This window comes from Streptomyces sp. ActVer, assembly GCF_027270795.1.
Taxonomy (GTDB): domain Bacteria; phylum Actinomycetota; class Actinomycetes; order Streptomycetales; family Streptomycetaceae; genus Streptomyces; species Streptomyces umbrinus_A.
This window is the reverse complement of the sequence record NZ_JAPWHT010000011.1, coordinates 23,903-45,249: the sequence shown is the minus strand read 5'-3', so window position 1 is coordinate 45,249 and position 21,347 is coordinate 23,903. Positions and strand designations below refer to the sequence as shown.

The following is a 21,347-nucleotide window of genomic DNA, read 5'->3' as shown; positions in this document are numbered from 1 at the left end:
TGGGCCGCCCGCCGCTTGGTCACCGGCCGCGCGGCCGTCACGCGGCAGCTCCGGCACGATCAACCACCGGCGCCCCCAGCTCGCACCAAAGCAGCTTCCCGCTCGTCCCGAAGAGATCATCTCCGAGCGGATACCCGCCCCACGCGTCCGCGAAATGGCATACCAGGAACAGCCCACGCCCGCCGTCGGCCTCCACCGGCACAGGTGCGGGGCGCAGCGGTCCTGAGCGCTTGTCGAACGGGGGCGGGATATGAGGGTTGGCGTCCCAGACACTCACCCGCAGTCGGCTGCCGCCCAGGCCACGGAGGCGGAGGGCGGCGGGGCCGGTGGAGTGGCGGTAGGCGTTGGTGACAAGCTCGGAGGCCAACAGCTCCGCGACGTCAACAAGTTGCACCAGGCCGTGCCCCGCGAGCACGGCCCGGAGGGTAATACGGGCGATGCGGGCGGCACGGGGATCGTGAGGCAGTTGGAGGGCATACGCCCAAGTCTGGTCCGCTTCACACTCCAGCGGGGACGGCGGGGATACGGTGACCATGAAAGCCTCCTGCGGTGGGGGGACTTGCTTCATTCGACTCACTCGACGCCTCGACCGGGCGGTGACGGTGGCGGTGCCACGTACAGGCACGTACGTGGTGCACTTCCGGCTTACCGGCGGGGGCGGTTGAGCGGTTCGGGTCTCACCGTAGACTGCAAACCCTGAAGGTTTTGCTTGAAAATGCAAAACCTTCAGGGATTTGCCCTGTGTGGGTGACCGCCACGTCAGATGTACGAAACGGAGCGAGGACATGGCACCACGGAGCACCCCCACAGCTCGCCGTCTCCGCATCGGCACCGAGTTGCGCCGACTGCGCGAGCGGGCCGGCATGACCGCAGTGAAGGCCGCCCACTCGCTGGGTACCACGCAAGCTCAGATCAGCAATATCGAGGCCAACCGCTTCGGCGTGAGCGGGGAGCGCGTACGCTCGCTCGCCCACATCTACGGCTGCGCGGACCAGCCTCTGGTCGACGCCCTCGCGGACATGGCAGCGAACCGCACGCGCGGCTGGTGGGAGGAGTACCGCGACACACTGCCGTCCCCCCTCCTCGACTTGGCCGAGATGGAGCACCACGCCACCGCACTACGCGTTGCCCAGGTCATCAACATCCCCGGCCTGCTCCAGACGCCCGATCACGCCCGCGCGCTCTTCCGCGAAGTGGTCCCGGCCCTGCGACCCCACGAAATCGAGCACTACGTCTCCCATCGCATCAAACGCCAGGCCGTCCTGTTTCGCGACAACCCGGTGCCGTACATCGCGGTCATCCACGAAGCGGCCCTGCGCATGCAGTTCGGTGGTCGAGAGGTCGCCCGAGCCCAACTCCGGCACCTCGTCGAAGTCGGCGAACAACCGAACATCAGCCTGCGCGTCATCCCCTTCGGCGGTACCTCGTTCCCAACCGCCGGCCACGGCCTCGACTACGCCAGCGGACCGGTGACCGCCCTCGACACCGCCCAACTGGACACCAGCCACGGCAGCGAACTGATTGACGCGGCAGGGAAGTTGGAGACGTACCGGCTCATCCTGGACCGCATGGAGCAGGCCACCCTGAAGCCCGCCGCCTCCCACGACCTCATCGAAACCATCGCCAAGAGCATCTGACGAGGAACCCCGTGACCGACCTCCACTGGCAGAAGTCCACATACAGCGAGACAGCGTCCTCCTGCGTCTATCTCGCCACCCCGTCCGCCGGAACGATCCTCCTCAGAGAAAGCGACGAACCGGAAACCATGCTCATAACCGGCCCACTCCAGCTTGCCGCCCTGATATCCACCCTGCACACACCACACAGGTCACCGCGGGCATAGGCCGAGAGCGAGCATCCGGAGCGGCCAACTACTACTCACGGGCGCCTTCTCCACCCGGGCACCGGCAACGGCGCGACCAGCACTCACTTACGTTGCGCTTCATGCAGACGCTCCACTTGCTTGCCGATCAGTTCTTCAGGGAAGGAAGAGCTGCCCCCGATATTCATCCTCTGAAAGGTCACAATCACATTCCCGGACCGAACCAGGGTGAACTCCATATCTCGGTCTCCCAAGTCCTTTATGGGGACGATTTCCCGGAAACGCGCGGCTTCGTCTCCCACACTCGGGTCCTTCTCCACCTTGACCGCTGCCTTGAATTTTCCTGCATAGTTTCCGCCCGAGTAGGAGCGGCACGCACCAAGCGCCTGCTCGAGTTCGGCAAAGACTTTGCGCGCTTCACCCTGTTTATACGATGCAATGATCGAGGAGCCTGCGTAGATATCTCCCTCCCAGTCGAAGGACTGAGAAACAACGACTGATGCATTCTCCCCGATTCGAATATCGACCATCGCATTGCAGGAAGGGTCAGAAACCGGCGGGAACGAAGGCCTACCGCTCTTCGTTTCGAATTCCTGCAGGGCGATCCCGCCCTCTCGCACCTGCGGGACCTCACCCTCCTTGAAGGTGAGCGCCTTCAACTGCGCTTTCGTGAGTGGAGCCAGAGAAGCCTCAGCAGACGCAGTCGACTGCCCAGCTCCTGCCGTTTGCCGCGCATCAGTATCTGAGGAACACGCGACGGTGACGAGCACCCCGGCAGCCAAGATGAGCAGCACTGGGACGATCCGTGGTACGTGGACATACATAAGCTCTCCGAGAGAATTTCGAATAGGTCATCGAAGTAGAGCGGTGCAGACACTGGCAGACATGAGACCTTGAAGGCGTATCCGTCAGCCTCGGCGCCGGTGACTCACTCCGACAACTGCGGCAACCCTCGCGGATCAAACCCTGTACGCATACCTGGACGCGGGGAGCGCCAACGCCCCATGGGGATTTTCCGACAAGGTCCGCCCTTGTCAGGCGAGAGTCTTTCCCATCGGGAAATTTCGTCCCATTCGGCCACTCGCGCGCATTCACCCACGGTTAATTCAGCCCCCCGGAATTGCGAATGAGAACCGGGGCGAGTCCCGCCAGCGAATAGTACATGATGGATTCAATAGGTTCCCACCGCAGCAATCTGGCCCGGATGCAGCGCTACTAAGAAGCGCCAACTCGGCGAGGTTCCGGACCATGACCAAGAAAATGCACGCCTAGAGACCCAAGCCCCTCTCCCACCAAAGTGGTCTCAATCAGAGAAACATTGTCAACTTCTTCGACGTCGACACTGAGCAGCGAGGCACAGTCCGGCATGTAGAGGATGAATCCATCAGTCATCCACTCTACAGCCGAAGGAATTATTTCTGACTGCACAATGCCTGGCGAAACCTCAATCCACGCCGCTTCTGGCGCATCCATGATCAAGACCAGGAGTCGCTCTCCGTTCAGTTCGAAGGAGTCACAAGATCGCGAAACCTCGTCGAACTTTCCCTTGGTCGGCCAACGCTGAATGACTCGCTCACGAGACTCGCCAAGTTCCTCAACCTCCCTGGTCAGCCGGGCTGACTCTGGAAAGCTGCACCATTCACCTGTCAATTGCCGGCCATGATCACTGAACGCGTCAAAGAGAGACTCCCTGGCCCTTCTCGCCTTCCAGTTCCATCGTGCGAGCTCGGCTCGCTTCGCCGCATCACCCACAGGGAGCTCCACCGTAATTAGCCTTAGTCTTTCCGCTACCAACGCGGAGCCGACCAAGGGTATCTCGCTGACCACCGGGCTTGGCTTCGCCGACCTCCCAATGTGGAGGATGAGGCTTATCTGCGTTCAAATCATTCCAGTTATCGGTGACGAGCCAAGTCCTACCATTGTAGTCATAGACGTACTGGTACCCGCCCCCTTGTCCGTATCCGCCCGAATAATACTTCGAGCTTCTAGGCTGCAGGCTTGTAGGGAGACCAGCCTCTCGCATCGCAGCAAGGCGCGCCTGCCTACTCTTCTCATAACTTGGATCATCACCGTCGGCATTGTGAACCAGAATGGGTGTCTTGCCGACAAGCACATAGTACGTGTGCTCACGGGCCCGCTCTATCTGCGTATTCGCAGATCAGCAGCGGTTTCGGGTTCCGCTGGTGTCCGTGGTTGTGCGGGGGAATCCGTGGGTGTTGCCGTCGGTACTGCCGTCAAGGGCTCCGGCCCCGCGGTCGCGTTTCCGCTGGCGTGATGTCATCTCCCCGGGGGACTTCACTGCCATGCGCCGGGCTCGGCTCGGACGAGGGCTCGGACGGTCTGCTCATACAGTTCGTGGCCGCTCTGGGCGCAGTGTCCGGCGATCCAACGGGTCAACTCGTCCGAGGTGTGCAGCGTGCCTGACGTGGCACCGCAGTTGCGCTCTTCGCCAGTGACGCAGACCGCCTCCATGGTCGGCAGCGCCAGTGGGTCGGGGACGGTGGTCAAGTGGTACTCGCGGAAGCGGTAGCGCCCCCGAGAGGCATCGCGTACTGGTGCGCCGGCGTTCGGAGAGTCAGGCATCCTCGGTCGCCTCTTCCTGATCCGGGATGCGCTGTCCGCGCGAGTCCGCGACCCTGAGTGCGTCCGCCAGAGCTTCTGTCAACCGGCGAGCCAGCCAGCGGTATTCGGTCGCCGACAGGGTTTTCGCGCCGGGCGCCGTGGCGTCGCGGGCGTACTCCAGCAACTCCTGGCCCATGCTGAGCTGTGCCGTCTCGATGCTGTCGGCGAGCGTGGAGAGGTAGCCCCGGCCATCGGTGCTCAGGTAGCAGGGCTTTCCCTCCGGGCTGGTCCACGGCAGTAAGCGGGGACCTCCTCCACCCGACGCGGCGTCGTACAGGTCTCTGCGGCGCATGCGGTCGGCATCGCTCCTGGGCTGGCTCACTGGGCACCCCCGGCCTGGGTCACTGATGGTGGACACACTGACCGTAGGCACTGACTGGCCGTCACCCCAGACGAGAGTCATGGCAGTTCGCGACTCTTGGTTCACGAACTGCCACGCTATGTGGCAGCTACCCGACGACGCCCAGGTAGTCGGCCATTTCGCGCATCTCCGTCGTGAGGGTGCGCTTGCGCTTGCCCAGGATCTCCTGCATGGTCTCGGCGGCCCCGTTCTGGTGCCGCAGCCACTGCGGGGCGGCTTCCCGGGCGCGGGTCAACTCGTCCATGGCGGCGGACAGGTCGCCGGTCCGGGTGTGGGCGCGCGCCACATCGAGGGTGAAGCGGTTCCCGTCGTTGGTGCTGGGCCTGCCCAGGCGCTTCCACGCCTTGGGCGACAACTCCTCCTGCTCGCCTGCCTTGCGCACCACCGCGCGGGCGTCGCCGATGACCATGGAGTCTTCGAGTGCCTTGACGGCGACGGTGACCGGCCCGAAGACGGACCAGTGCCGGGAGACGTTGCGATGCGCTGTCCCGACAGCGGTTGCCGCGACCCGGGCGGCCTGACGGTACGCCTTCGCCTCGTCGGGACGGTTGTTCCTCGCGGCTGCGGCGGCGGCCTCCATCGCCAGGCCGCCCCACACCGCGTAGTGGTCCGGCTCGGCCCCGGTGATCTTCGGCTCCACCGCGTCCATGCTCCGGGCGGCGACCTGTTCCGCCTCGTCCAGCCTTCCCTGTCTCACCAGCAGCCAGCACATGCAGCCGACACCGGAGCCCGCCGCAAGCATGTCTCCGGCCTGACGGGCATCCATGATGGCGCCGCGCACAGCGGCGTACGCGATGTCGTACTGCCGTACCTGGGTGAGGTAGGTGCCGGCCAGACGCAGCGCCTCGGCGCGGGCCAGCAGGGCCTGTCGGTGCTCGTCCCCGCTGTCGTAGTAGGCGACGGCCTGGGCGGCATCACGCAGCAGGCCCGGCAGTTGGGCCGCGACACTCTTGTAGCTGTCGGAGAAGTACAGCACCCGTGCGTCTTGCAGCGTCCGCCGGAAGGTGCGCAGGTTCGGTTCCTCGCCCACGGCTTCGGCGTCCTGGTCCACGAGTCCGACGGCCGGGGTGAGGGCGGCGCGGAGCTGGATCAGGTTGACCCGGTTAGGCTCCTCGGTCCGCCCGACGGGCTCCGGGGCATCCGAGGCCATCAGCGCGGCCGTGGTCACGCCCAGTGCGCGGGCGAGCGTATGCAGGGTCTCCATGCGGAGAGTGCCGCCCTGCTCGGCCTTGCGTACCGTGCCCGGCGATACGCCTGCGGCATGGGCCAGTTCCTCCTGGCTCATCCCCGCGCGACGCCGGTACCTGCGGACGTTGTCGGCCAACTCCGTAATCATCAACTCACCACCTCCCACTCCACGGTACGCCCGGCCGGCACATCAGCCAGGGGCGATCCGGCAGACACCCACCCACAGGAGTGCCCCACCACGTGGCGGGCCAGAACTCCGGCAGCATCCATGCCTGAGCGGGAGGGGGTCCCTCGTCGGTCGGGCAGCTTCGCCGGACCAGGGTTCCCCGGGGGCCGCCAAGGCTCACACCGTGACGCATGCGCTCGGCCTTGGCGGCCCCCGGGGGTTCCTGGTACGCCTCCGGTGACCGGGCGGCGAGGGACCCCCTCCCGCGACCCCGCCCCCACACCACGACGAAGCCGCACCCGCAAGTCGACCCCCTGCCCCTCAGAGAGAGGGCCGGGGTCTGGGGCAGGGCCCCAGGATGGTTCGCTGTGCTGGCTGTTGCGCGCCCGGACCGGCGGGGCCGTCGCCAGCGGGGCGGAGACAGGAGCGGGCGGCGGCCCCACAGGGCCGGAGCGCGCGCGGGCCGCGCCAGCGGACCGCCTTGATCAAGTAAGGAAACTCTGAACAGCTCACCCAGTGTCCGCGCTGTCAGACTGGCGGTCAGGGGCGCTGCTGCCGACGCTTCTTCGATTCGGCCAGTGCGGTCTCCAGCTTCTCGCTCGGCGACATGTCCGGCTCGGCGTCGTCGTCATGGAGGGGCGGCAGGAACAGGCCTCGTCGGCTCTTCTCTCGTTTGACCTTGCGGCGCTCGTTGAAGAGCCGCTGATGCTCCTCACGGACCGTGACCCACCGCTGGTCCAGCTCCGTTTCCCGTTCCAGCAGCTCGTCATCGCTGAGGTCGGCGAACTCGGTGGCGGCTGCGCGGGCCTCTCGGTCGATCTCCTCCCTCAGCAGGTAGTTCGTGATCGGCCCGTGGTACTTGCCCGGCTCCGGCTCTTGGCGCACGAAGACGCCCCGTCCCTTGACCGCATACACAAGTCCTGCCTGCTTGAGTCTGCGGTAGGCGTTCTGGGCGGTGGAGTTGGCGACTTGGAACCGCTCTTGGATCTCGCGGGCCGGGGGCAGCTGCGAACCGGGAGGGTAGACGCCTTCCACGATCTCCCGGTGGAGGGCATCGGCCACCTGAACGTACGGCGGCCGGCCGTCTTCGTTACGGATGACATCGACCGGCCAGTCCGGCTCTCCGGTTTCAGCCTCGTCGTGCTCACTGTCGGTCGGCTCGGCGCTTCCGTTCGCGGACGTGCTCACGAAGCTGCCCCGGCCGAGCTGGGAATGGACCAGCCCTTCCTGCTTGAGGACCCGCAGAGCGTTTTGAACAGTGGAGCTGGAGACACCGAACCTCTCCCCCAGCACGTTGGCCGAGGGCAGGCGCTCACCGGGGCGGAATTCGGCGTTCAGGATCGCGTCCCGTAGAGCTTCGGCGGCCTGGAGATAGGGCGGCCTGGAGTCCTCGTCCAAGGGCAGGGTCATGCCCCCACGGTATCGCCAGTAGCCCGTAGCGCTACAGGCACATCCACGTGCTACCCACCCGGGCTCACACGCCCTCATCGATGTCACAAGCTAAGCGCTCTTGCAAGTTGAGCGCTCTTCTCCTTATGCTCATGGCGAGTCGATCAAGCGGCTCCATTCGAACGAGGATGTGATGGCATGGCCATGACCCGTATCCGTGTTGCCCTGCTGCCGTCGGCGGTCTGCATCGCGGGCACCGACCCGACGCTGAAGATCAAGGACCAGCAGACCGGGGAGGCCGCCACCGACCGGGAGACCGGCGCGTCGCTCTACACGGTGACCGTGATGCTCATGGAGGAAGGCCGGGCCGAGGTCCTGAAGATCACGGTCCCGGAGACAGGCCTGGCGGCCGGGCTGAAGCCGGGTGCGATGGTGCGGCCGGTGGAGCTGTTCGCAACTCCGTGGGCGCGGATTTTCAACGGTCAGCTCTCCGACGGCGTCGCCTACCGGGCTGCCCGGCTGGAACTGGTGACGGTGGAGGCGGCCCAGTGATCCGCTTCGAAAACTCCGTACCAGAGCGGGAGTTGTACCCACTCCGGCCCCTGCCTGGGACCGAGGGCAAGGCCACGTTCGCCGCCTCGTCTGCGGTGCTCGATCTGCTCGGCCTGTACCCGGAGCAGGCGGCCCGCCTGGACCTGGGTCACGTGCTCCGCCTGATACGTGAAGAGGAGGCCTGACGTGGAGGACATGACGGAATACGCGCCGTACGCGCTGCTGGTCGTGGTCGTGCTGGTCGGTGTGTGGCTGCTGGTGACGGTGGTGCGCTACGTGCGGGCCGACCGGGGCACGCGGGTGAGCATGCGGCAAGCCGTCCGGGTGCGGTGGGGCTGGGTACGGCTCGCGCGGATGGCGGGGCTCACGGTCACCGACAAGACCCCTGGCCTCCTCGCGCAGATCACCGCGCAGAAGGACGGCCCCGCCCCCGCGCCTCGGGTGCTGACTCCCCGGATCAAGGTCAAGGCGGATCAGTTCGGGGTGATCGTCCGGGCGCGCACGCTGCCGAAGGTCGGGCTGGAGGAGTACCAGAAGTCGGCGCGGTTCCTGGCGGACGCCTGGCGGTGCACGCGGGTCTCTGTGCTGCCGGACGGCCCCGGCAGGGTGGTGATCCGGGGCGTGCGCTCCGACCCGCTGACCACGCCGACCACCCACCGGCCCACCGGCCGGCCGCCCACGGACCTGACGCGCTGGGAACTGGGGGTGGACGAGTACGCCGCGCAGGTGTGCGTGTCCCTGGCCAACGTGCCCGGGGTGACCGTGGCCGGCGTCCCCGGCGCGGGCAAAACCTCAGGGGTCAGCAAGTTCGTCTGCGACTTCGCGCCGTCGGCCGCCGTGCAGATCGCGACTGCGGACGGCAAGGTGTCACGGTCTTCGGAGGGCGATTACGCCGACCTGGTCAAGCGGATGTTCGCGTTCTGCGGTGACGACCTCGACGAGGCGAACGCGCTGTTCAAGCGCCTGGTGGAGCTGCGCAGGCGGCGCTCGGCGACCATCCGTGACGTGCTGGGCGTGAAGAACATGTGGCACGCCGGCCCCTCGCCGGAGTGGCCTCTCACGGTCCTGATCATCGACGAGGCGCACACGTTTTTCCGCGAGTACAGGGGCAGCGACGCCGAGACGAAACGTTTGGGCACGCTGACGGCGCAGAACGCCCGGCTGGTGGAGGACCTGGTCAAGAAGGGCCGCAGCGTCGGCATCCTGGTGATCCTCATCAGCCAGAAGACCACCGGCGACGCCATCCCCACCTTCATCCGCGACGTGTGCCCCATCGGGCTGTCCTTCGCTCAGAAGACCGTGGAAGCCGCGGTGGCCGCGCTGGGCGACGACATCCGCAACTGGCCCGACGCCAGCCCGGTCACCTTGCAGGACCCCGCCTACGTCGGCGTCGCGGTGATGGCGATGCAGGGCCGCCCCGGCTACACCCGCATCCGCACCCCCTACGTCTCCGACGCCGACGCGGCCCGCCTCGCCGAGGACACTTCCCATCTGACCGCCGATCCCGCCCTGTGCCTGGATGCTCTCCTCGCCTCGACCAGCCGCACGATCCTCGATGACGAGCCTGACGACGCCATTGCATCGCTCGCCAAGTAGCCCCAAAAGCCCATTCCAGGAAGGAGGTTGAGCATATGGCGGAGGAACGGTTCACCCGACGCACCGTGACCGTGGTCATGGCGGTCATCGCGGCCCTGGCCTTCGTCTTCTCCTTCGGCAACGTCTGGGCGCTCGCCCTGCGGCTCGGCGTTCCCCGCCCGATCGCGCCGCTGATCGCTCCCATGGTGGACCTGTCAGTCGTCGGGCTCCTGGTCGCACTGCGGTTCCTCGCCCTGCGCGGCGTCCCCAAGCGTGAGCTGAAGGCCGGTACCCGGCTGCTGCACCTGTGCGGCCTGCTCACCCTCGCGCTGAACACCGCTGAACCGCTGCTGGCCGGACGCTACGGACGGGCCTGCCTGGACACTGTCGCCCCGCTCCTACTGCTCGGCTGGGGCCACGTCGGCCCCGCCTTCCTCGCCCAGTTCCACACCCACCCCACCCCGCACCTGGAGGCCGTCCCGCTCTCGCCCACCCCTGTACCGGTCCCCAATACGGTGCCCCCGATCCCCGAATCGGCCCCGATCGTCGCGCCCACCCTTGCACCTGATCGGGCCGTGGCCGAGAAACCCACCTCAGCTCCGGCCCCCACGCTGGTCACCGTCACCAAGACGGCCACGACCACCTCCCGCCCGGCTCTGCCTACTGCTCTGCTGGATGCGGCCCGGCGTATCGCGGACACCCACCGCGCCGAGCACGAAGTGCCTATCACTGCGGCCCAGTTGGGGAACCGAATGGGCGTCGCCCCGCCGGTGGCCACCGCCGCGCTCGCTCAGCTCTGAGCCCCGCGCCCTGCTGGCCGAATCCCCCTCGCTGAACCCACGCCCACCCCTGGGCCTGGTTCGTCATGCCCCGAGCAGCACCAACACGCCTCCCTGACGGGCCGGTTGCTGCTCGGGGCCACCACCCCGACAGAAGGGACACGCCCCGACATGGTCACCCTGGACCTGCGCCACGTGGCAAGCCCCGCCGTGCGGGACCTGCTCCACCTGGTCAACCACCCCGACTTCGACCGCGCACAGCAGCAGATCGAGCGCCTCGGCGGCTGCACCGAACCCGTACGTCTGATCGGCCGCACCGCCACCGTCGACACCGCAACAGGTGAGGTGCTGCGCTCCTACACCACATCCGAGGAACCCACGGGCAGTCTGCTCACCACGTGCGGCAACCGCCGCGCCTCGCGCTGCCCGGCCTGCTCCCGCCTCTACGCCGCCGACACCTACCACCTCATCCGCGCTGGCCTCTCCGGCGGCAAGACCGTGCCAGACACCGTCCGCACCCACCCCCGCGTCTTCGCCACCCTCACCCCGCCATCCTTCGGCCCTGTCCACAACCGCCCCACCACCCCCGGCGGCGACATCCGGCCCTGCCGCTGCCGCAAGCTCCACGAACCCACAGACGCCCTGATCGGGACGCCGCTGAACCCCGCGACCTACGACTACGCAGGCGCGGTCTTGTTCAACGCCTACGCCTCCGCGCTGTGGGCCCGCTTCACCATCTACCTGCGCCGCGAGATCGCCGCCCAGCTCGGCATGACCCAGAAGGCCGCCCACGCGATCCTGCGGGTCTCCTTCGCCAAGGTCGCCGAGTACCAGCAGCGCGGCCTGGTCCACTTCCACGCCGTCATCCGGCTCGACGGCCCGGACGGCACCAGCCAGCCCCCGCCGCCATACGCCACCGTCGCCGTGCTCACTGAGGCCGCCCGTGCCGCCGCTGCACGGGTCCGCGTCATGGTCGAGTCGGACGCGGTCGGGGACCGCGAACTCGGCTGGGGCGAACAGTTCGACGTGCGCGAGATCGCCTCCTTCGGCGCTGACGCCGAATTCACCGATCAGGCCGTGGCCGCCTACGTGGCCAAGTACGCCACTAAATCCGCCGACGCCTCCGGCACCCTCGACCGCTCCCTGTTCTGCCGCCCCTGCCAGGGCCGGGGCGCCGTCCTCCTGCCCCACGGGGCCCCTCTCCCGTGCGCCGCCTGCGGCGGCAGCGGGCAGGCCCGCCCGCTGCCACGGCTCGCCGTCACCCGCCACGTCCGGCAGATGATCCGCACCTGCTGGGAGCTGGGCAGGCTGCCGGAGTTCGCCGATCTCAAGCTCTGGAAGTGGGCGCACATGCTCGGCTTCCGGGGCCACTTCTCCACCAAGTCCCGCAGCTACTCCACCACCCTCGGCGCGCTGCGCGACATCCGCCGCGCCTGGCGCACCGAACAGGCCCGCATCCGCGCCGACCTGCCCGACCTCGACCCGACCACCACTCTCGTCATCGGCCACTGGAACTACCTCGGCTCGGGCTACAGCCCCGGCGCCGCACTCCTCGCCGCCCACGTCTGGCACCGCAAGGAACTGGAACGACAGTTCGCGGCCGAAGGGGGCTGCTGATGGCCTCGCCCCCGCTCGCCGTTCGCCACTCGGAGGCGGCACCGGTGCTGGATCTGCTCACGGTGCCCCAGGTCATGGCCCGCCTCCAGCTCGGCCGCTCCGCCGTCTACGACCTGCTCCGCTCCGGCCAGCTCGCCTCGATCACCCTCGGCCGCGCCCGCCGCATCCCCACCCACGCCCTCACCGACTTCATCCGCACCCACCTGGAACAGGAAGCCGTCTGATGACCACAGCCCGCCCCGCTTCGTCCCGCCGCTCCCGCACCCGTGCGAACGGAGACGGGACCGTCTACCAGCGCAAGGACGGACGCTGGGAAGCCGCCGGGTACGTGCTGGCCCCCGGCAACACCCGCAAGCGCGTCCGCGTCTACGGCGCTACCCGTAAAGAAGCGCTGGCCAAGCTCACCGAGAAGATAGCCGCCAGCAACCGCGGTCTCCCCGTCGCGGCAGCCGACAGCACCGTGAGCGCCTATCTCGCGCACTGGCTGGACGGCGTCGCCGTTCACCACCTGCGGGAGAACACCCACAACCGCTACGCCGCCGCCATCCGCCTCCACCTCAATCCCGGCCTCGGTGCCAAGAAGCTCGCCCGGCTCACCACCCGCGACGTCCGCACCTTCCTCGACGGACTCCGCACCACCTGCCAGTGCTGCGCCCAGAAACGAGACTCCGTCCGGCGGTCCTGCTGCGCCATCGGCCAGTGTTGCGAGAAGCGGCTGTCGCCGCTGACCGTGACGTACGTTCACTCGGTCCTCAAGTCCGCCCTCGAACACGCCATCCGCGAGGACGAACTGCCACGCAACGTCGCCCGGAACGTCAAGACCGCCACCCCCCGGCCGAGACGCTTCCAGCCCCTCACTGCGGCCGAGGCACGGCAACTGCTTCAGGCGGCCAACAACGACCGGCTCCACGCCCTGTACGAACTCGCCCTGCGCACCGGACTCCGCAAGGGCGAACTCCTCGGCCTCCACTGGGAAGACCTCGACCTCGACGGCGGCACCGCCACCATCCACCGCTCCCTCCAGCGCACCCGCACCCAGGGCCTGACCGTCCTGCACACCAAGACCCTCGCCTCCGAACGCCGCATCGCCCTCCCCACCGAATGCATCAGCTGCCTCAAGATCCACAAGGAACAGCAGCAGGAAGAGCGTCAGGCGGCCGGAACGGGCTGGACGGACAACGGCCTCGTCTTCACCACTCCGAACGGCAAACCGCTCGATCCCACCAACGCCACCCGCCGCTTCCGCCGCCTCCTCCACAACGCAGGGCTCCGGACCATCCGCTTCCACGACCTCCGGCACTCGACCGCCACGCTGCTCCTGGAACAGGGTGTCGACCTCGTCGTCATCAAGGAACTCCTCGGCCACGCCCACATCGGCGTCACTGCCGGCGTCTACGCCCACGTACGACTCCGACTCCAACGCCAGGCCATCAACACCCTCGGCAGCATCCTCAGCCCGACCGACGCCCCGGACGACCCGCCCACCCCAGCCGTCGTCCGCTGACGTTGCCGTCACCGTTGCCGTCAAAGTGCTCTGGGCCCCCTCTGCAGAACGTTCCAGAGGGGGCCCAGAGCGCTTCTCTACGTCGCCGGATCCTGATGTGATTTCCGCCATTCCGAGAGGCGCCTGAGGAGAGGTCCGTCAACGTTCTTCGCGCCACAGGCATAAGCCAGCCAGCGGAACTCTTCACACGGGAACGCGGGCTCGCCAGACGAGTCGACCCACAACACCACCGCATCATTCGAGAGTTGGGTCACATCCCACCACGCCCAACCCCTCAACTGCGGATCGAAGCAGAAGAGCCAATCTTGAAGCTCCCATGGCTCTTCACCGCGACGGGAAACATACTGTTGGCTTCCCGAGGACGCCACATGGTCACGGCCAACCACAACAGAGCCGCGAGTCACTTCTGCGAACCAATCAGGGATCAGGGTTTCCGAAATGGTCTCCGAATCGAAATCAGCCTGATTCGTCGTGCGGATTGCAGCGGACAGTACCGCCCGCAATCTAGCGACATAGTCGACCGCGCCCACGCTAGTAGTGACCAGGAACGTAGCGAGGACTGGCGGCGCTTCGGTCCCCTCTGCGAGAGAGGAGTCGACTCGCTCCAGTTCACCAATGAACTTGTGGACGCTCATCGAACCACCCGACCCGAACCAGGAACGATTGCCCCCATGAGATCGCCGAACATATTCGACGGGATTCCATATAGCCCAGGTGAAACCGAAGGGTCTGCAATATCCGGCTGCGTTCTGCGGAGCTGATTCCACTCTCGCGTACTTCCCGCGAACCCGCGCGGCTTTCTCTGCGGAAGCGCCGACTCGCGCACCCGGTTCACGAATGAGCTGTCCACGTCGAATCCCAAAACCTGACCGTCTGCACCACGGAACTGCAATGAATGCGAAGCGTCGCCACTCATGTTCAAGTACAGGCGCCCTTCTCCGCTCAACGAGACGTTTCCGTTCGCATCGATCCCAAGACGCTGGCTGTCAGGGTGCGAAGTCTGCGTCCGGTAGACGGTGCAGTTGGAATTGTGAACGAGTACCGGCGTGGCCCCCGCCAGCACATAGTACGTGTGCAGTTCATCGACGGTCAGGTTGTGCACACGGGCGATCTGAGTCCAGCGCTGGATCGTCTCGACCTGAACGAAAGTCCCGGCAGAGGTCCGAAGCCACTGTCCAGGCTTGAGGTCGCCGGCGCTCACCCACTGCCGCAGGTCGGGGACCCAGAAGGGATGGTTGTCGGTGGCGGTAACCGTCTGCCGACTGCCCCGTTCATCTTCGACAGCGATCTTTACGAGATTCTTGACGCCTTCGCTCAAGATCTCAGCGGTCACCTTCTGTGCCGCTGTCTCCCCCGTCTCGGGATCCGTCGCCAGGACTTCGTCACCGACCCGCAAGTCCTCGATGGCCTTGGTGGTGCCGTCGGCCATAAGTACCTGAGTGCCGGGGAGGAAGCTCCTCCTCACGCAAGCCAACGCCGCAGCAGCTGCGTTGTCGCCGCGCTTGACGAGCTTCGCCGCCTTGGCGAGCTTGCCCACCGGCAGCAGTCCCACTGCCGTCCATACGCAGCCGCTGACGCTTCCCTTGGCGCAGTCGATGGCGTCGCGTACGCCGATGAACTCCAGGAAGTCCTGCGTCGGGCTGACCCACCCCAAGGCATTGGCCGCTTTGCAGGTCAGACCTGTCGGCTCTGCAAGGCACTTACCGTCGGACCACTTCATAAGGAGTTGGGTATACGTCTGGTTCTTCCACGGGTCGTAGCCACGGTTCCGGAGGTCTTCCTCCGTGGGAATGGGGACTCCGGGGACGATCTCAGGTTGCTTGCCCGAGCCGCCGCCACCACCGCCGCTGTTGCCGGCGTTGTTGCCCCCCGTGCCACCACCGTGGCTGATCTCGTACTGGACGTTCCCGTCGTGGTCGTAGCACGCGTTGTGCGTGCATCCGGGCCCGTTGTCCGCGGTCCAGGCCGTGTCCGGGTTGTCCACACTGCAGCCGTCGCAGTACAGACCGCTCGGGTCCGACTGAGTGATGGGGCTGTTGTTCGCGTAGCTGTAACCGTTGAGGGACCAGGCGTTGTTGCCGTCGAGGACGGGGTCGACGCTGATGAACTGGCCGATGGCAGGGTCGTATTCGCGAGCCCCGACATGGGTCAGGCCAGTCGTCTTGTCAGCGGGCTTTCCTAGGAAGGCCTTGTCGTCCGGCCATGTGGTGGGCTCGTCTCCGCGTGGATCTCCGAACGGTGTGAGATAGCGGCGAGTGGCAGTCTGGGTCGCGTCGGCCTTGACGCTCAGGCTCATGGTGCCGTGGTGGTCACCCGCCTGGAAGGTGAGTTCGTTCTTGCCCGCGCCGACGGTTCGTACGGCGCCTCCCGCGTAGTAACGGGTGCCTGAGAGCGCCTTGGCCTTGCCGCCGCCCGATACCGAGAGCTTCACCTCGGTGGCGCCGAGGTACAGGACCGTCTCGCCGTCGGTGGTGGCAGCGCGGCGGATGAGGAGTTCCCCGTCGGCGTCGTAGACGTACTTGGTGCCGGTGGCCGGCTGGGAGTCGGCTGCGGGCTCGCTGGTTTCGGCGAGTCGGCCTTCGCTGTTCCAGGCCAGAGTCTGCGTTGCCTTGGTGCCCGGCCTGCTGGTGGTGTTGCCCGTGGCGTCGTACTTGTAGTCGCGCGTGGTCGGGGTCGAGCTTCCCGGCACCTTTGTTTCGGTCTTCGTCAGAGGATGCGGCTGTCCGGTGGCGGTGCCGTAGGTGGAGTTGATCGTGGTGTCACCGGAAAGGCCGTGCTGGGTCTCGGTCTTGCGCTGGCCCGCGTTGTCGTACGTGTAGCTGGACCAATAGGGCGCTGCACCCCCCAAGTTGGAAGTGCTGCGGCCGGAACTCGAGCAGTCCGCGGTATTCGGGGTCCAGGCCTCCGTGAGGCGGCGGTGCCCGTCGTAGGCGAAGCACTGATTATCTGCCTGTGAGGTGCCCTGCCAGGTGGCGGTGTCGGACACCGCGGTGACGTTGCCCACGGCGTCGTAGGAGTACTTGAGGTCCTGCACCATGTAGCTGTGGGTGTCGGTGGTGACGTCCGACTCCGTCAGTCGGCGCGTGCCGTCCTCGTACTGGTTGGCGACATAGACCTTCTTGCCCGCCGAGTCGGTGCCCAGCGTCTGCTGCTCCAGCAGGCCGACAGGCGTGTACGTGGTGCCCAGCAGATAACCGGTCGCGCCTTTGGCCGTGTTGGGCATGCCCAGGGTGTTGTACGTGTAGTCGATCTGCTCGTAGGTCTGCGTGCCCGTGGCGGGCATACCCGCCACGACCGGCTCGCGGGTGTACTGCACGGTGCCGTCGACGTTGTAGGCAGTTTCGAACTTCAGGGTCTGCGGTACTCCCGCCGCGACGAGAGGCTCGTCGGCTGCCGCGGGCAGCTGCAGTTCGGAGGACAGGGGCTGGTAGAGGCTGTTGTAGCCGGTGACCTTCTGCGTGTAGGTCTTGCCGCCGACGTAACGGGTGGCGGCTGCCGGGTAGCCCTTGCCGTTCGTGACCGTGTCGAAGGTCCAGTTGGCGAGTTTGTTGGCGTCGGTCTTCTCGGTCTGCCACAGGTCCGTCTTGCGGCCTAGTTCGTCGTAGCCGTAGATCAGCTTTCGCTGTTCGGCATCCCTGCTGGTGTCGAGCAGGTCAAGGCTGGTGTACGTGGACGCCGTGGTGCCGCTGTCCGGGTCGGTCGCGCTGGTTCGGCGGCCATGGAGGTCGTAATTGTAGAGCCACTGCTTTTCGTCCGGCCCGGTAATGGTTTTCGTCTGACCGCCGTCGGCATAGGTGAACTTGGTGGTGGCCGGCGTGCCGATCGCGGTGGGGTTGGGGTACTCGCGCCGCTCGGTGACCTGCCCGAGCAGATTGCTCATCACGGTCACGGCATTACCGCCGGCCGGCGCGGTGGTGGTGACGGAGTCCCCGGTGTAACTGCTGCCGGTGGTCCAGCGCGTGGTGTTGTAGGTCTTGGTCACGACCTGGGTCGACCGACCAGTGCCGTCATAGCTCGTGTCGGTGTGCAGCGGTGCGGACCCACCCGCCGTGCCGACCAACTCGCCTGCCGGGGCGGTGGAGTCCCAGAGGTCGGCGTTGGTCTCGACCGCCAGGCCGCGATCGTCGTACATGGTCTCGTTGACGACCCTGCCGCCTCGCGGGGAGGGCGCCTGTGTTTGGCGTGGTCGCTGAAGCGCGTCGAAGATCTCGTAGCTGGTGTTGTACTGGGTCTTGCCGAGCGTCGACGTCGAGAGCCACGAAGGGGCGGTGCTGGAGATGCTGTAGCCGAACTTGTAGTTGCCGCCCTGACTCAGGGCACGGGACCGGTTCGGCAGCCACACCTCGGTCATCCGGCCGAGGCTGTCGTAGCTCTGTTCGGTGATTCTGTTGTTGGTGTCGGTGGTCTTCGCCGGGAGGCCTCGGCTGGCGTCCATCACCGTGATGGCCTTGTGCTGCTTGGCGTTGATCACCTCGGTCTGGGTCAGCGGACCGGCAGCGGCGGGAGTGTAGGTGGTCCGGGTGCTGCTCCCTATGTTGTTCGAGACCAGGGTCGCGCGGCCGAGGGTGTCGTAGTCGGTCGCGGTCACCTTCTGCCAGATCGGATTGTCCGAGGCGTCATAGCCGTTGACGCGGCCGATCCACCGCACCTGCCCCTGCGTGGGCTCCTGTGTGGCCGACCATGTGGTGGTGTCGTACGCGGTGGCGGTGTCGGCGATGACATCGCCGGGGCGGGAATCGTCAGCGGGAAGGTCGAGCAGGCCCGTGGCCACGTCGCACGCCTTGGCGACCATCTGTTCACGGGAGACCAGCGCGGTCAGCCCTGCCGTGCTGTTGCGGGCGTACCAGGTTCGCGTGCAGACCTCGTCGCCGGAAGCCTCCGTGCCGGAGTCCTCCACCGTGAGGGGCATGCCGTAGTCGTCGAACGTCGTCCGAGAGGTGCGCGTCCTGTCCGTGGCGGTGACGCCCGAAGTCACCCGGGTGCGGGAGTGGCTGGCCTCGGTGCGGACGTAGTAGGCCTCGGTGTCGGCGTACGACTTGTGTTGCGTGGCGGTCTTCTTCGACCAGGGGTCGTTGACCTTCCCGGAGACTTCCTCACCGCCGTCGTAGGTGACCTGCTCTCGGGTGACACCTGCGTAGCGATCCAGGTCGGTGATCTTCGGGGCTTTGATCCCTGTGACCTCCACCGTGCGAGTGGAACCGTCCTTCTGCTTGTCGCCGTGCATGCCGCGCAGGAAGACGGTGGCGTCCTTGGACTTCGGGCCGGTGTCGTCACCGATGGTGCGCGTGACCTTCTCGAAGCCGCGCCAGACGGACCAGGTGCGCTCCTTCTCCACTGTCATGGGATCGTCGTTGTAGTGCCACGCACCGCCGCCGGAGTAGTCGTAGTGGTGGTTGACGGCCAGAGTGCCCCCGTAGACAGAGCCAAGACGCACGTCCGAGACGGGGTACTTCTGGAACCAGTCGAGTTGGGGCACGGAGCCCCCGTTGGGCGACCAGTACACCGGGTAGCAGCGCTTGGTGTTGTTGTCCTCCGCCGGTTTGGTCATACCTGCGGTGCACTCGGCGGGCAGGTAGTTGACCGTGGTCTGTTGGCCGGTTTCGGAGACGATGGTGGACAGGCGCGGCTTGCCCAGCGGCAGGATGTTGTCGGCCGTGCCGTCCACCCGGTTCTTGAACATCTGGTGGCCGAACTTGACGGCGGGCAGCGCGATGTCGGTGCCGTAGGTTCCGGTGCGCTGAATCTCGTCCAGCCACAGCGACTGGTCCGACGAGTCGCCGACCTCGCCCGGATCCAGATAGAGGTGCTTGAGCTTCCAGGAGTCGACCTGGTCGAAGGCCGGGGTCGTCAGCTTCGTGTTCCAGAAGTACGTTTCGACTCCGGTCAGCCGCTTGCGAGTGAAGAACGTGGGGCTGCCCAGCCCGGTGCAGGCGTCCCCTTCCTTGCAGATCGCGTCGTAGGGCACGTCGGGCCAGTTGGTGCGGTGCGCCTCGTCCAAGCTGTCGCAGCCCGAAGACGCCGCCAGGCAGCGTTCCGCGACCGGGAACGTGACCTTGTGCGAGGCGGCCGGAGTAGCACTGAACAGTGCTTCGGCGCGCTGGCCGTAGCGGATCTCCTTCAGGTAGCCGCCACGGACGTACTCCGTGCCAGGGGAGTCGACACCGTTCTTGGCGTAGAAGTTCTTCTCCGTGGCGTACCAGTAGGTCATGGCGTTGCCGTAGGTGTCCTCGACCAAGTCGAGGTTCCAGCGCCAGGCTTGGATGTCCCACCGCCCGGCGAAGCTGGTGCCACCGTCGTACCCCGGCTCGTCTTCGTCGTCTCCGAATACCGGCACGGTCCACACGGAGTTGGTCCGCTCGCCGCTCGGAGCGCCGGGCAGTTTGTGCAGGCCGAAGGTGTACCGGGTGCCGTCGCCCGTCGTCACACGCCAGTACTCGCCACTGCTGTCGCCGTTGCCGAGAGCCGTGTCGGTCAGGTGCTCGACCTTGGACGCGTCGTCGTTCTTCAGCCGCCACTTACCGCTGGTGTCGTCCTTGACCAGTTCGGAGGCCTTGCCGTTGAGCACCAGTGAGGCGTTGGTGTATTTCCAGCACAGGTCGAACTTGTCGGTCTGGCCGTCGTCGTCGCACGAGTGGTACTTGCGCTCGATGTAAGAGGAGGTGAGATCGAAGCCCTCTCCGACGAGGGAGCCCTGGTTGTTGGTGTTGGCGGTCCGGCCGTCCACACTGCTGGAGTCGTAGGAGAGAGCCAGATCCGGGCCGGGTCCGGCCGCCGGGGCAGGCACGCCGAACGGGTAGCTCCAGCTGAACGATCCGGACGAGCCACCCGCTTCCCAGGTGGAGGAGGCAGAAAGCGGGGTGGCCTTGTAGCTGCCCAGCCCTGAGGAGGCACCTGCGGTGACGGCGAGCACCGTCGCCTGGCGCGGAGCAGCTGCGCTGCGGGCCGCGGGCCGATCGCCGTTCGAAGCCGACGGCTGAGGCAGCGTGATATCTCCTGCTACCGCGGCGGCCCGACGGTCATTGGAGGAGACGAGCTCCGTCTGGACGCGGCAGACACGCTTGTCGGGTGTGGTCAGGGCACACGCGGGCAGTTGCACAAGGCGGAGCCGGCCGCCGAAGTCTCCGCCTGCTGCGGCGAACTTGCGGTAGTCCACCGTCAGGCGAGCAGCCCCCTTGTGCTTGCCCTGGGCGGTGAGCAGCACCCCGTCGACGCCGACCGCTCGAGCCTTCTTGCGGTTGAGGACCGTGAGGGTCACCGCGTCGGCTGCCTTGGTGCGCCCGGACTTGGGAGCGGCGATGGTGACGGGCAGCGATCCGGCTGTGACGCGCTTGGTACCGGTGGCCGGTACGTCGACGGTGACCGTGCCCGGCTTGGGCCATACAGGCTTCACCCGCTGCTCGTTGCGTGCGCGTGAAGCCGCGGCCTTGTCGGCGGCCTCCGCCTTCTTCAGCGCCGCGGCGCTCTTCTTGTCCGGCTTCGTGGTGACAGGGCGTAGGTCTGCTTCACGCGGGGCAGGCAGGTCCGGTCGGCCGAGGCCCTTGTCCTGAGCCTCGGCTTGGTACTCGATGGGAGCCAGCAGACCCGGCAACATGGCCAACGACAGAACCGCGGCCGCACGCCCCATCCAGCGTCGCCGTCCCACTCGGTGTGCAGCCCTCATGGCCTTTTCCGCCCCATCGTCATCGTGTGACCCACCTGGATCCCATGTACAGGGATCTGTTCGGTTGCCTGTGCCGGAGTGAGCGGTGTCCGTGCCGGATCCGGCTGCCGCC

At 66.7% G+C, this 21,347-nt stretch carries 18 protein-coding genes; 9 read left to right on the top strand and 9 right to left on the bottom strand.

Annotated elements, in window-relative coordinates; all coding sequences use genetic code 11:
• Window positions 1-37: 37 nt before the first annotated feature.
• Window positions 38-535 carry an ATP-binding protein gene (locus O3Q52_RS03610; RefSeq protein ID WP_269647296.1) on the bottom strand — a complete coding sequence of 166 codons (498 nt, stop codon included), beginning with the start codon at window positions 533-535 and terminating at the stop codon, window positions 38-40.
• Window positions 536-785: 250 nt separating this feature from the next.
• Between O3Q52_RS03610 and O3Q52_RS03605 the strand changes: the two genes are divergently transcribed.
• Complete coding sequence (locus tag O3Q52_RS03605; protein WP_269647295.1) at window positions 786-1,637, top strand: Scr1 family TA system antitoxin-like transcriptional regulator; 852 nt, start codon at window positions 786-788, stop codon at window positions 1,635-1,637.
• 11 nt (window positions 1,638-1,648) lie between these two features.
• Window positions 1,649-1,843, top strand: coding sequence for a DUF397 domain-containing protein (locus tag O3Q52_RS03600; protein ID WP_269647294.1), 195 nt, complete (start codon window positions 1,649-1,651; stop codon window positions 1,841-1,843).
• Between the two features lie 83 nt (window positions 1,844-1,926).
• Here the strand turns inward: O3Q52_RS03600 and O3Q52_RS03595 are convergent, their stop codons facing one another.
• The 6 genes from O3Q52_RS03595 to O3Q52_RS03570 all read right to left on the bottom strand — a co-directional run bounded on the left by O3Q52_RS03595 (window position 1,927) and on the right by O3Q52_RS03570 (window position 7,569).
• Window positions 1,927-2,616 carry a hypothetical protein gene (locus O3Q52_RS03595; RefSeq protein WP_269647293.1) on the bottom strand — a complete coding sequence of 230 codons (690 nt, stop codon included), beginning with the start codon at window positions 2,614-2,616 and terminating at the stop codon, window positions 1,927-1,929.
• 421 nt (window positions 2,617-3,037) lie between these two features.
• Window positions 3,038-3,649, bottom strand: a complete 612-nt coding sequence (locus O3Q52_RS03590) for a hypothetical protein (RefSeq protein WP_269647292.1) — start codon at window positions 3,647-3,649, stop codon at window positions 3,038-3,040.
• 468 nt (window positions 3,650-4,117) lie between these two features.
• A complete protein-coding gene (locus tag O3Q52_RS03585) occupies window positions 4,118-4,405 on the bottom strand; it encodes a hypothetical protein (RefSeq protein ID WP_269647291.1) in 288 nt (95 codons plus the stop codon).
• Window positions 4,398-4,736, bottom strand: coding sequence for a hypothetical protein (locus tag O3Q52_RS03580; RefSeq protein ID WP_269647290.1), 339 nt, complete (start codon window positions 4,734-4,736; stop codon window positions 4,398-4,400). Before O3Q52_RS03580 ends, O3Q52_RS03585 begins: the two co-directional genes overlap by 8 nt.
• Before the next feature lie 157 nt (window positions 4,737-4,893).
• A complete protein-coding gene (locus O3Q52_RS03575) occupies window positions 4,894-6,141 on the bottom strand; it encodes a helix-turn-helix domain-containing protein (RefSeq protein ID WP_269647289.1) in 1,248 nt (415 codons plus the stop codon).
• A 558-nt stretch (window positions 6,142-6,699) separates the two neighbouring features.
• Window positions 6,700-7,569, bottom strand: a complete 870-nt coding sequence (locus tag O3Q52_RS03570; protein WP_269647288.1) for a winged helix-turn-helix domain-containing protein — start codon at window positions 7,567-7,569, stop codon at window positions 6,700-6,702.
• 177 nt (window positions 7,570-7,746) lie between these two features.
• Here O3Q52_RS03570 and O3Q52_RS03565 point away from each other — a divergent pair, with 177 nt between their 5' ends.
• The 7 genes from O3Q52_RS03565 (at window position 7,747) to O3Q52_RS03535 (ending at window position 13,575) form a co-directional block, all read left to right on the top strand.
• Window positions 7,747-8,100, top strand: coding sequence for a hypothetical protein (locus O3Q52_RS03565; protein WP_269647287.1), 354 nt, complete (start codon window positions 7,747-7,749; stop codon window positions 8,098-8,100).
• Complete coding sequence (locus tag O3Q52_RS03560; protein WP_269647286.1) at window positions 8,097-8,285, top strand: hypothetical protein; 189 nt, start codon at window positions 8,097-8,099, stop codon at window positions 8,283-8,285. The genes O3Q52_RS03565 and O3Q52_RS03560 overlap by 4 nt, the downstream gene beginning before the upstream one ends.
• A gap of 10 nt (window positions 8,286-8,295) precedes the next feature.
• Window positions 8,296-9,696 (top strand): cell division protein FtsK, encoded by a 1,401-nt coding sequence (locus O3Q52_RS03555; RefSeq protein WP_269647310.1) that lies wholly within the window; start codon window positions 8,296-8,298, stop codon window positions 9,694-9,696.
• A 35-nt stretch (window positions 9,697-9,731) separates the two neighbouring features.
• Window positions 9,732-10,475, top strand: coding sequence for a DUF2637 domain-containing protein (locus tag O3Q52_RS03550; RefSeq protein ID WP_269647285.1), 744 nt, complete (start codon window positions 9,732-9,734; stop codon window positions 10,473-10,475).
• Between the two features lie 150 nt (window positions 10,476-10,625).
• Window positions 10,626-12,071 carry a replication initiator gene (locus tag O3Q52_RS03545; RefSeq protein WP_269647284.1) on the top strand — a complete coding sequence of 482 codons (1,446 nt, stop codon included), beginning with the start codon at window positions 10,626-10,628 and terminating at the stop codon, window positions 12,069-12,071.
• Window positions 12,071-12,295: a helix-turn-helix domain-containing protein gene (locus tag O3Q52_RS03540; protein ID WP_269647283.1), complete on the top strand. Its 225-nt coding sequence runs from the start codon at window positions 12,071-12,073 to the stop codon at window positions 12,293-12,295. Before O3Q52_RS03545 ends, O3Q52_RS03540 begins: the two co-directional genes overlap by 1 nt.
• Window positions 12,295-13,575, top strand: coding sequence for a site-specific integrase (locus O3Q52_RS03535; protein ID WP_269647282.1), 1,281 nt, complete (start codon window positions 12,295-12,297; stop codon window positions 13,573-13,575). The genes O3Q52_RS03540 and O3Q52_RS03535 overlap by 1 nt, the downstream gene beginning before the upstream one ends.
• Before the next feature lie 77 nt (window positions 13,576-13,652).
• Here O3Q52_RS03535 and O3Q52_RS03530 read toward each other — a convergent pair whose 3' ends face one another.
• Together O3Q52_RS03530 and O3Q52_RS03525 are read right to left on the bottom strand one after the other, a co-directional pair.
• Window positions 13,653-14,210: a hypothetical protein gene (locus O3Q52_RS03530; protein ID WP_269647281.1), complete on the bottom strand. Its 558-nt coding sequence runs from the start codon at window positions 14,208-14,210 to the stop codon at window positions 13,653-13,655.
• The gene (locus O3Q52_RS03525; protein WP_269647309.1) at window positions 14,207-21,166 is read right to left on the bottom strand and encodes a polymorphic toxin-type HINT domain-containing protein; all 6,960 of its coding nucleotides are present in this window, start codon (window positions 21,164-21,166) and stop codon (window positions 14,207-14,209) included. The genes O3Q52_RS03530 and O3Q52_RS03525 overlap by 4 nt, the downstream gene beginning before the upstream one ends.
• Between the last annotated feature and the right edge of the window lie 181 nt (window positions 21,167-21,347).